This window comes from Psychromarinibacter sediminicola, from assembly GCF_029168335.1.
Taxonomy (GTDB): Bacteria; Pseudomonadota; Alphaproteobacteria; order Rhodobacterales; family Rhodobacteraceae; genus Psychromarinibacter; species Psychromarinibacter sediminicola.
This window is the reverse complement of the sequence record NZ_JARGYC010000104.1, coordinates 1-10588: the sequence shown is the minus strand read 5'-3', so window position 1 is coordinate 10588 and position 10588 is coordinate 1. Positions and strand designations below refer to the sequence as shown.

8 protein-coding genes are annotated in these 10588 nt (G+C 66.8%); 4 read left to right on the top strand and 4 right to left on the bottom strand.

Going from position 1 to position 10588, the window contains the following annotated elements; translation table 11 throughout:
• Positions 1-251, bottom strand: a 251-nt coding sequence (locus P1J78_RS22765) for a hypothetical protein (RefSeq protein ID WP_275569681.1), incomplete at its 3' end; no start/stop codon positions are given.
• A gap of 165 nt (positions 252-416) precedes the next feature.
• Here P1J78_RS22765 and P1J78_RS22760 point away from each other — a divergent pair.
• A complete protein-coding gene (locus P1J78_RS22760; protein ID WP_275569680.1) occupies positions 417-1598 on the top strand; it encodes a UDP-galactopyranose/dTDP-fucopyranose mutase family protein in 1182 nt (393 codons plus the stop codon).
• A gap of 580 nt (positions 1599-2178) precedes the next feature.
• Entirely contained in the window at positions 2179-2799 is a 621-nt protein-coding gene (locus P1J78_RS22755; RefSeq protein ID WP_275569679.1) for a helix-turn-helix transcriptional regulator, read from the top strand.
• Positions 2800-3705: 906 nt separating this feature from the next.
• Here P1J78_RS22755 and P1J78_RS22750 read toward each other — a convergent pair.
• From P1J78_RS22750 to P1J78_RS22740, 3 genes are read right to left on the bottom strand one after another with little or no spacing between them, the layout of a single operon-like run.
• Complete coding sequence (locus tag P1J78_RS22750; RefSeq protein WP_275569678.1) at positions 3706-4938, bottom strand: efflux RND transporter periplasmic adaptor subunit; 1233 nt, start codon at positions 4936-4938, stop codon at positions 3706-3708.
• A 3-nt stretch (positions 4939-4941) separates the two neighbouring features.
• Complete coding sequence (locus tag P1J78_RS22745) at positions 4942-7305, bottom strand: ABC transporter permease (RefSeq protein ID WP_275569677.1); 2364 nt, start codon at positions 7303-7305, stop codon at positions 4942-4944.
• Positions 7302-8006 carry an ABC transporter ATP-binding protein gene (locus tag P1J78_RS22740; protein WP_275569676.1) on the bottom strand — a complete coding sequence of 235 codons (705 nt, stop codon included), beginning with the start codon at positions 8004-8006 and terminating at the stop codon, positions 7302-7304. The genes P1J78_RS22745 and P1J78_RS22740 overlap by 4 nt, the downstream gene beginning before the upstream one ends.
• A gap of 156 nt (positions 8007-8162) precedes the next feature.
• Here P1J78_RS22740 and P1J78_RS22735 point away from each other — a divergent pair, with 156 nt between their 5' ends.
• Both P1J78_RS22735 and P1J78_RS22730 read left to right on the top strand, forming a co-directional pair.
• Complete coding sequence (locus tag P1J78_RS22735) at positions 8163-9458, top strand: flavin-dependent oxidoreductase (RefSeq protein WP_275569675.1); 1296 nt, start codon at positions 8163-8165, stop codon at positions 9456-9458.
• A gap of 261 nt (positions 9459-9719) precedes the next feature.
• Complete coding sequence (locus tag P1J78_RS22730; protein ID WP_275569674.1) at positions 9720-10544, top strand: TIGR04255 family protein; 825 nt, start codon at positions 9720-9722, stop codon at positions 10542-10544.
• Positions 10545-10588: the final 44 nt, after the last annotated feature.

The following is a 10588-nucleotide window of genomic DNA, read 5'->3' as shown; positions in this document are numbered from 1 at the left end:
ACGCCGGTTCCGCCGACTGCGACGCCGACGCCGGTTCCGCCCACCGCGACGCCGACGCCGGTTCCGCCGACTGCGACGCCGACGCCGGTTCCGCCGACTGCGACGCCGACGCCGGTTCCGCCCACCGCGACGCCCACGCCGGCTCCGCCGACCGCGACGCCGACACCTGCCCCGACGACGGCCACCCCGACACCGACGCCCGCAGACGTGGCCGCCGTGCCGGGCAGCGGCCCCGGTTCACCACTGACCATCGCGCTGGTATTTGCCCTGGCCGTGTTCGCCGGACTTCTGATTCTAGCGCGCCGCCGCGATCGCGGTTCCGGCGGCTGATACGACCGTCGCGGAGAGATTCGCTTTGCTCGATCGCGTCCCGAAACTGCCGCTTCAATGAGTGCAGGCCGCCTCTCGGGCCTGCCGTGGCGAGCGGTACCACCTTGAGCGCGTCGGCAGAACTGAAGCCGGTTCTGATCGTTGGGGCCGGCTTCGCCGGCGCGGTACTGGCGCGGAGCCTCGCCGATGCAGGTCTGCCCTCCACGGTCATCGACGCCCGCTCCCACGTCGCCGGCAACTGCCACACCGAGCGAGATCCAGTGACGGACGTGCTGACTCACGTCTATGGGCCGCACATTTTCCACACGGATGCGGCCGAGGTGTGGGCCTACGTCACGCGGTTCGCCGACTTCATGCCCTACGAGCATCGCGTCAGGACAACCGTCGGGACAAGGGTCTATTCGTTGCCCATTGATCTGCTGACCATCAACCAATTCTACGGGACCGCGATGCGCCCCGACGAGGCAAGGGCATTCATCGCCGCCGAGGCCGATCCAATTCCTGCGCCGGCGAATTTCGAGGAACAGGCCCGCAGCACTGTCGGTGTCCGCCTCTATGAGGCGTTCTTCAAGGGCTACACGCAAAAGCAATGGGGGCGGTCTCCGAAAGAGCTGCCCGCCTCTGTCTTCAACCGCTTGCCGCTGCGGTTCCGCTATGACGGCCGGTATTTTTCGCACCGGTTTCAGGGCATTCCCCGAGAAGGCTATTCGCGGCTCGTCGAAAGGATCCTGGAACATCCACTGATCGACCTGCGGCTCCGGACAAGCTTTGCGCGGGAAGCCGCAACCGGACATGGCCACGTCTTCTGGTCCGGGCCGCTGGACGAGTATTTCGACTTCCGGCTTGGACGGCTGCCCTATCGGACGCTGGATTTCGAGCATTTTCGCGCCGAGGGAGATTACCAGGGGTGCCCGGTGATGAACTATGCCGATCCCGACGTGCCCTACACGCGCATCACCGAACACAAGCATTTCGCCTATTGGGAAGACCATCCGCAGACGATCTGCACGCAAGAGCATAGCAGGGCCGCAGGGCCGACGGATATTCCCTATTATCCGGTGCGGCTTGCCAACGAAAAGGCGCTGCTGCGCGATTACCTGTCTCTGGCCGGGACGGTCGACGGGGTTACTTTTATCGGAAGACTCGGCACATACCGCTACATCGACATGGATCAGTGCATCGCAGAAGCGTTGACCACCGCATCGACCTATCTCGACGCACTGAAGGCGGAACGCTCTATGCCGGCGTTCGTCCAGTCGCCGCTATAGGATCGGTTGACCGGAGCACCCGGGCTGATCGCGGATTGCCAGGCTACGAGTTACGCGCGTGGTTTCCGTAAACCGCGTCGCTAATAGAACCGGCCACGCGGCCGTGCCGGTGGAACGGCCGAGCGCCATGGCGCGCGCGTCTCATGTGGCTGGCGTGTGTCATGGCGCATGGACCCGTCAGGGCCAGTTCCTGTTGCTGCCTTTCGGGAGGGGCCGGACATTTCGCGGCCGCTGCCGCGTGCAAAGCCGGTCGCTCGCGCGATTCATCTCAAGAATGGTCGGCGCCGTGCAGGAAAAGGTCCGCGAATGACAGCACCGGGCGTTCGGCCGGATTTATCTCACCGTGATCTACGAGGCGCTGGAGGGAGGAACCGCGACGCCTACGGTCGCATGGTCAAGGACAAGGCCGTCTACATCGCCCTGCGGGTCACCTTCCTGGCCGAAAGGCGGCTGACACGGTCAATTCGCGGAAAAGTTGCATTCTCTGCATATTTCTGCCTGCTGAACATCCGAAGTACCCGCGTGTCATTCCCAGGAATGCGCCGTGAAACCGATTGGAAGAGGCAAAATGCTACAGCATATGGGCATCGAGTTGGGGGCCGACCTAGACACGAACCTGTTCGCGGAACTCTCGCCGTCCGGGTACTTCATCGCCATCCGTATCAGCTTTGCCCTCCCGATGTTCGAGCAGAACCTGTTTCCTCCGGACTGGGTAGAGACCTTTGGCAAGCGCGGCTACGTGATGGCCGACCCGGTCATGAACTGGCTGTACGTCTCCACAGGGGCGATACGCTGGAGTGAGATCAACATCCCCGACCCGCGCGGCGTCCTGGACCATGCGGCAGAATTTGGGCTGCTTTTCGGAGCGGCGGTCTCCTGCATCGACCGTGATTCCCATGGCCAGCGCAGTTTCGGCTCCTTCGCCCGGGCCGACCGCGAGTTTGAGGACGCTGAGATCGCAGCGCTTCAACGCGCGCTGCAGGGCTTGCACGATTCGTTCATTCCGCCCACAAATCTCACTCGGGCAGAACTCGAAGCGCTCGGAATGATCAAGAACGGCCTTCTGATGAAGGAGATTGCAGGCCTGCTTGGCGTGAGCGAAGGCGCGGTAAAGCAGCGCCTGAAGAACGCGAAATCGAAGCTGAACGCCAAGACCAGCACGCATGCGGCCACCATGGCCACCAGCTATGGTTTGATCTGATGCCGTTCTCCAATCGCACTCCAGCCAAGAAATGACGTAGCTGTTGGATCCAGCAAACCAGACCGTCATTCGGACGTCGGTGTTTCCGTCGGGCATGCGGCCAATGGCTGCTTGGTGAGCGCGCTGCCGCGGGTCGCACCGTGCATAGGCCTGGCCGCCTAGCCAGTGATGCTCACCCCCATGATGTAATAGCTAATCGCAAGGACGATGAGCACGGCGACGACCGTTTTGATGGTATTCTGCTGGCTCAAGGCGCCTCCTCGCCGTCGGCAGGATACTCCTGCCCGAACTGACTAATCGCAGATGTGCGTTCCTGATCTAATAACGTAGAACGTGTTCCTGCGTCGTCAATGCAATCTGAAGTAGTTCATCGATGGGCAGTGCATACCTGTCCGACGCGGCCGCGCGTCATCTGTCCGGCATGCGTAGACGTCAGACAATCGCCAGGAAAGCACCATCCGGAGGTAATCAGTTGCCGTAGCAGCGCGAGCGCTGGCCGAACCCGGCGGGCGAACAGATCCAGCTACCCGAGCCTATCTGGCGCACATGTACGACAGGCGCGCCCTCGCGAGGTGCAGACAAAAGATTGAGGCCTGGTTCCGGCGCGCGTGTCGAGGCAGTGTCGTTCCACGGGATGCTGGGAGCCGCGTTGGTCTCGGCTTTTGCGGTGTCAGCCACGATCGGTGTACCGCCCTGTATTCTTCCTCAAGCCCGTATTTCTCCTCAAGCCTGTATCTTAGGGCCCCCTCAGTGCGGGGAGGCGGCAGTTACCGTTTCAGGATCGGCAGAATATCCTGCACGAAATGGACGCAATACGGACACCGCCGAGTTGAGCGATTGAAAAAAGTAAGGGGTCCGGGGGACAGCGTCCCCCCACCTCGGTCGGATCGCGCCAGCGATCCGAGACTACTCGACCACCCGCTGCTCCACGGCCGATCCCGGCGCGAGCGTCGCGGGCGGGTACAGCACGACGCGGTCGCCGGGCGCCAGCCCGTCCAGCACCTGCGCCCGGATCCCGTTGTCGCGCCCGACCTCGACCGGCTGCAGCGCCGCCACCGCATCGCGCACGGCCAGCACCGCCCAGCCGCCGTCTTCCCGGAACAGGGCGCTGGAGGGAACGATGATCGCGTCCTCGGCCTGCCAGACGACGATCCGCGCCTCCACGCGAAAGCCGTGGCCCAGCCCCGCGCGCTCCTCCGGCGGGCTGGTCAGGCGCACGACGATCGTCACCCGCTGCTCCTCCACGCCCAGGGCCGAGACCTTGGTCTCTCCGAACGGCTCGATCCGCTCCACGACCCCGGCCAACGTCTCCGGGCCGCCCCAGTTGTCGATGATCACCGGGTCGCCGGCCGACACCTGGACCGCATCGGCCGAGATCAGCTCGACCACGACCTCCAGCGCATTGCGGATGTCGCCGACCTCCAGGATCGGCGCGCCGGCGGGCAGCGTCGTCTCGCCCGCGTTGATCACCCGCAGGATCACCCCGTCGGTCGGGGCATGGATCGGCATCTCGTCGCCGAGCTGCTCGTCCAGCGCCTCGCGCAGGCCGCGGTCGTCGAAGCCGATCAGCTGCGCCTGCGCGCTTTGCAGCTCGGCCTTGCGCTGGGCGATGGCGGCCTGCGCGGTCAGCAGCCGCGCCTCCGCCGCCTCCGCCGCGCCCTCGGCGCGCTCCAGAGCGGCCGCGCTGGCGGTGCCGCTCTCGGCCAGCCGCGCGGTGCGCTCCAGGTCGGACTGGGCCAGCTCGTCGTCGGCCTGGGCCGCGCGCAGGTTGGCCATCGCCACCAGCAGCGCGGCCTGCGCCGCCTCCACCGCCGCCGAGGCCTGTTCGCGCGTGCGCACGTCCAGCGCGGCGGGGTTCGCCGGTCGCATCCGGGCGACGACGGTCTTGTCCTTCTCCACCGGGTCGCCGGGATCGACCTCCACCCGCAGCAGCCGCCCGTTCACCGGGGTCGAGACGACGTAGTCCTCGGCCACCCGCGTCCGCCCCTCCTCGTCGATGGTCAGCCGCATGGCGCCGCGCGTCACCTCGCCGATATCCACCATCACCGGGCGCGGCCAGAAGGCCAGCGCCAGCCCGCCGCCCACCACGACCAGCGTCGCGAGGATCAGGATGGGGCGGGACAGTTTCTTGCGCGCCATGGTCTATTCCCTCGATTTCAGGACCGTGATCAGCTCGGTCCGGTCGATATCACGTTTCACCAGCAGCCCCGAGACCACCGCCGCGCCCAGCACGAAGCTGGCGGCGAAGCCGTGGCTGAACGGGTCGAAGGTGGCCGGTATCTGGTAGAGCTCGCTGGAAAACCCCGCCGCGATGGCGAAGCTCAGCGCGTATCCCAGCGCCGAGCCCAACGGGATCGCCACCAGCGTGATGACCGCCAGCTCGCCCAGCAGGACGAAGCCGGCTTCGCCCTTGGAAAAGCCCATCACCCGGAGCGAGGCGAGGTCGCGGCCGCGTTCCGCCTGGGCGATGCGGGCGGCGTTGTAGACGATGCCGAAGGTGATGATGAAGGCCACCGCGCCCATGATGTAGCGGGCCGAGCCGGCGCCCTGATCCATCAGCTTCTGCAAAGACTCGCGCGCGGTCTCGGCCACGCTGACGCCAGCGACGCTGGGCATGTCCTTGAGCGTGCGGTAGATTTCGTCGGCCCGGTTGCCATCGACCTGCAGATGCGCGCCGGATATCCGGCCGGGCTCCCGCATCGCCCGGTTCAGCGCGTCGAGCCGCATATAGGCCGGCGCGCCCAGCAGGCTGGAGGCGACGCGGGCGACCGGCACCTCCAGCACCGGCTGCCGGCCCTCGCGCACCTCGACCGTCAGCGTCTCGCCCGGGCCGATCTCCAGGATGTCGGCCAGCGCCTGGCCCAGCACGATCCCCTCCGCCGGCAGCGGAATCGGGGCGTGGTCGGCGTCGATGGCGCGGGTCATCTCGGGGTTGGCGATCATGCCGCTGACGGCGCCGCGATGGGTCTTCAGCCCGTTGCGCAGGACGGCCGAGACGTTGCGCATCGGCTCCACCGCGATCACGCCGGGGATGCGCGCAAGCTCCAGCGCCGCCTTCTCGCCCAGCGGGCGGGTGAAGTAGACCGTCGCGTCGGAGCGGTCGATGACCGAGAAGCTCAGCGCCATCATCCGGTCGAACGCGCCGTAGATCGTGGTCATCGCCGAGGCCAGCGCCATGCCGCCCATGATCCCCGCCGCCAGAGCCGCCGCGCGCAGGGGTTGCCGCGCGATGGAGCGCAGGACCATGCGCGTCGGCTGATCCAGCATCCGGCCGAAGCGGCCGGTGAAGGTGATCGTCCGGCTGTAATCCGCCGGCGCGGGCGGGCGCATCGCCTCGGCCGGCTCCAGCGCGAAGACCCGGCGCAGCACGAAGACGCCGCCGGCGGAGGCGGCGGCGATGCTGGCGCTCACGCCGATGACGAAGGAGGCCGGGTCGGGCCGGAAGACGAGGAACGGGAAGTTGTAGAACTGCGTGTAGACCGGGATCATCGCCCGGCCCGACAGGATGCCCAGCGCGCAGCCGAGCGCCGCGCCGCCCACGGCGACGATCAGCACCATCTTGAAGTAATGCGCGCCGACCTCGGCGCCGGTGTAGCCGAACGCCTTCAGAAGCCCGATCTCCTCGCGCTCGCCCTGCACGATCCGGCTGACGACGATGTAGAGAAGAAAGGCCGCGATGGCGAGGAACAGCGGCGGCACGGCCCGCGACATGGTGGCCAGCCCGCCGATCTCCTCCTGCACGAAGCGGTCGGAGACCAGGTCGTCGCGGCCGTAGGCGCCGGTGCCGCCCCAGGGGTCCAGCACCGCGTCGATCCGGTCGAGCACCTCGGCCTCGACCGCCAGGCGCGACAGCGAGAACAGCGCCTCGTTGAACGCGCCGTCCATGTCGTAGATCGCCGACAGGGCGTTGCGTCGCATCCAGATCACGCCGAAGCGGGCCGGGTCGGGCACCATCTCGCCCGGGGCGGCGACGAACAGAAGGTCGGGCGCCTCGGCCAGCCCGACGATGCGCAGCGTCCGCCGCGTGCCGTTCATGGTGACGTCGATCCGGTCGCCCAGCCCGTAGCCGTTCGCCTCGGCGAACCCCGCCAGCAGCAGGATCTCGTCGCGCGCACCGGGGGCGGGCAGGGCGCCCTCGACCAGGTAGACGGCGTTGAACGCGGCCTCGCCCTGATCCGGCAGCGACACCGCCTTGCCGCGGATCGGGATCGGCTCACCCGGCAGGTCGAACAGGGCGCCGCCGGTCACGCGCCCCTCCACCCGCGCCACGTCCGGGATCTGAGACAGGCGGGCCAGCTGGCTTTGCGGCGCGCGGGTGACGGGGGCGAAGACATCGGCCATGCGGTTGCGCTCGTAATAGGCGCGCTGCGTCTCGCTGAGCGAGGCGACGAGGCCCGACATCATCACCTGCAGCATCACGCCCACGCCGATCACGAGCATGATGGCGATCACCTGCCCCTTGATGCGGCCCAGGTCGCGCAGGAGCTTGCGGTCGAGCGGGCTCACCAGACGACCTCCGCCGGGGCGATCCGGGTCGCGTTGACCTCGACCTCGCGGATCTGCCCGTCCGCCAGCCGGATGACGCGATGCGCCATGCCGGCGATGTTGGCGGCATGCGTCACCATCAGCACCGTGGCGCCGAGCCGGGCGTTGACCTCGTGCAGCACCTCCAGCACGGCGCGGCCCGTGGCGCTGTCGAGCGCGCCGGTGGGCTCGTCGCAGAACAGCACCTCGGGCTGCTTGGCGATGGCCCGCGCGATGGCCACCCGCTGCTGCTCGCCGCCCGAAAGCTGGCTGGGGAAGTGGTCCACCCGCTGCTTCAGCCCCACCACCTCCAGCGCCTCCTCCGGCGCCATCGGGTTCTCGGCGATCTCGGTGACCAGTTCCACGTTCTCGCGGGCGGTCAGGCTGGGCATCAGGTTGTAGAACTGGAAGACGAATCCGACATGCTGCCGCCGGAACCGGGTGAGGCGGGCGTCGTTCAGGTCGGTCAGGCAGAGGTCGCGGAAATGCACCGTGCCCGAGCTGGGCCGGTCCAGCCCGCCGAGGATGTTCAGCAGCGTGGACTTGCCGCTGCCCGAGGCGCCGAGCATCACGACGATCTCGCCCGCCGGGATCTCGACATCGACGCCGCGCAGGGCATGCACGGCCGAACGGCCTTCGCCGTAGGTCTTGGTCAGGTCGCGGGTGGTGAAGGCGACGGGCAAGGCAGGCCTCCTAGGGGCGGTTGCGCGCAGGCTAGCAGATGGCGTGTGCAAGACGCATGATCGGTGTCAAACGGGGCGGACTTGCAAGCGGGAATCCGCGATTGATCCTACCGGCCGGGCTGCTATGACCGCCTGACGTTGCGGGAGGGACAGAGAATGAGCAAACCCCTTGTCATGATCGCCGGCGGCGGCATCGGCGGGCTGGCGACGGCGCTGACGCTGGAGCAGATCGGCGTCGACTGCGTCGTGTTCGAGGCGGTGCGCGAGCTGAAGCCGCTGGGCGTGGGGATCAACCTGCAGCCCAACGCGGTGCGCGAGCTCTACGATCTCGGGATCGGCCCGGAGGCGCTGGATACCGTCGGGCTGCCGGCGAAGGAATGGGCGCTCGTCGGGCTGAACGGCAACGACATCTATTCCGAGCCGCGGGGGACGCTCGCGGGCTACGACTGGCCGCAATACGCGGTCCATCGCGGCAGGCTGCACGTGTTGCTCTACGAGACCTATCTGGCGCGGGCCGGGGCAGACGCGGTGAAGCTGGGGCATCGGGTGATCGGGTATCGGCACGAGGCGGACGGGACGGTGACCGCGCTGATCGAGCGGGCGGATGGTAGCCGGGTGGAGCAGACCGGCACGCTGCTGATCGGCGCCGACGGCATCCATTCGGCGATCCGGGCGCAAATGCATCCCGAGCAGCCGCCGATCCACTGGGGCGGCGCGGTGATGTGGCGGGGCACGACGCTGGCGAAGCCGATCCGGACGGGGTCGTCCTTCGTCGGGCTGGGCACGCACCGGCAGCGGATGGTGATCTACCCGATCTCGCACCCGGACCCGGAGACCGGGCTGGCGATGGTCAACTGGATCGCCGAGGTGACCTATGACGAGACCGACAAGCGCGACAGCGGGTGGTTCAAGCCGGTGGAGATCGGGGACTTCGTCCATCACTTCGAGGGCTGGTCGTGGGACTGGCTGGACGTGCCGGCGCTGCTCAGGGGCGCGGACGTGGCCTACGAGAACCCGATGATCGACCGCGACCCGGTGCCGACCTGGCGCGACGGGGCGGTGGCGCTGACGGGGGATGCGGCGCATGCGATGTATCCGACGGGGTCGAACGGGGCGAGCCAGGCGGTGATCGACGCGCGGGTGATGGGCGCCTGCCTGCTGGAGCACGGGGTGAGCGCGGCGGCGCTGGCGGCCTATGACGAGACGCTCTGCGGGCCGATCTCGGAGGTGGTGCTGCGCAACCGGGGGGCGGGGCCGTTCGGGCTTCTCAACCTGGTGGACGAGCGGTGCGGGGGCGCGTTCGAGGATATCGAGCAGGTGATCCCGGCGGCGGAGCGGGCGGCGTTCATGCGGGCCTACCAGGAGGCGGCGGGCTTCGCGAAGGACCGGCTGAACGCGGCGCCGCGGACGATCCCGGAGGGCGCTCGGGTGGGCGCGGAAGAGGCCGTTTGAGGCGGGCGTCCGAGGGTGTCCGAGGTGGGACGGGGGTCCAAGTCTCTGTTTTTGTTACAGATAGCGCTAACTGGAGCCCGTCCGGACGCTGTGTCCGGACGGGTGGGGTGGTGGGTTTGGGGGAGAGCTGCCGTTCGCTGCGGTGTGCCCAAATGTCGGCTCAGCCGTGGAGCTTCCCTCCGATGACGCAAGTGTTGTGCTGAGCGACGGCCCGCAATCTGGCGTTGAACACCCGGCAATCGGCTAAAGGCACAGCGAGTCTTGCAACGCCTGGGTGGCCGTGACTATATCTTGAAAACGGTTGCGCCGCGTGGCGAGTTCACCGGACTTTTACATGTCGTGGTGACAGTCGGTTGCGGCACAGGGAGACGGGCATTGGCATTTGTCGCGAAAAGTGGGGAGCACGCCATCGTAGAGGTCGTGTTCGGTTTCCAGTTGTCGCGTCCGTGGCACTCGACTGAAATCGAGAAGCTCGCCCAAAACCATGGCCACTGGAAAGAAGCCCTGCCACGGCTGGCCCGGCACGAAGTCCAACAGGTGATGATCGGCGAAGGCGTCCAGCAGGCAATCACATTGCCCGGCGGTCCAGGTATTTCATTCGAACGGATCAAGCCGAACGGGGATCTCGCTTGGCGGCTGCGCTGTGAAGGCAACTCGATCTTCGTAAACTGCCTCGAATACACGCGCTGGCAGGAAGCTTGGGCAACCGCTTCTGCCCACATGCGCGCTGTTCTGGAAGTTGTCGGTGCGGAGAAGGTGTCCGTCGCAGGCACGCTCCTACAGTACATTGATGTCTTCGACTGGATGGCTGATCCCAAGGACTATGACATCTCCCAGCTTCTCGACGTGGACAGTGACTACGTTCCACGAGCTGCGAGCAACTACGGCCTTGCTTGGCATCTACACCAAGGCTGGTTCGAGTCTGTCAGAGAGCCGGTACCCGGAAGGATTCTGCACAAGGCCCATTTCAACGCGCTTCCCAAAGATGAAGCGGGTCATCCTACCGTGAAACTCGATACGCTTCTGCGATCTGATTTTAGAGCGTTTTCCGATCAATCTGCATCGTATCCGCAGGCGGCGAAGTAGTTTTCGCATTCCTGGTGCGTGAAGCAGTCGATGAGTTCGCCGAT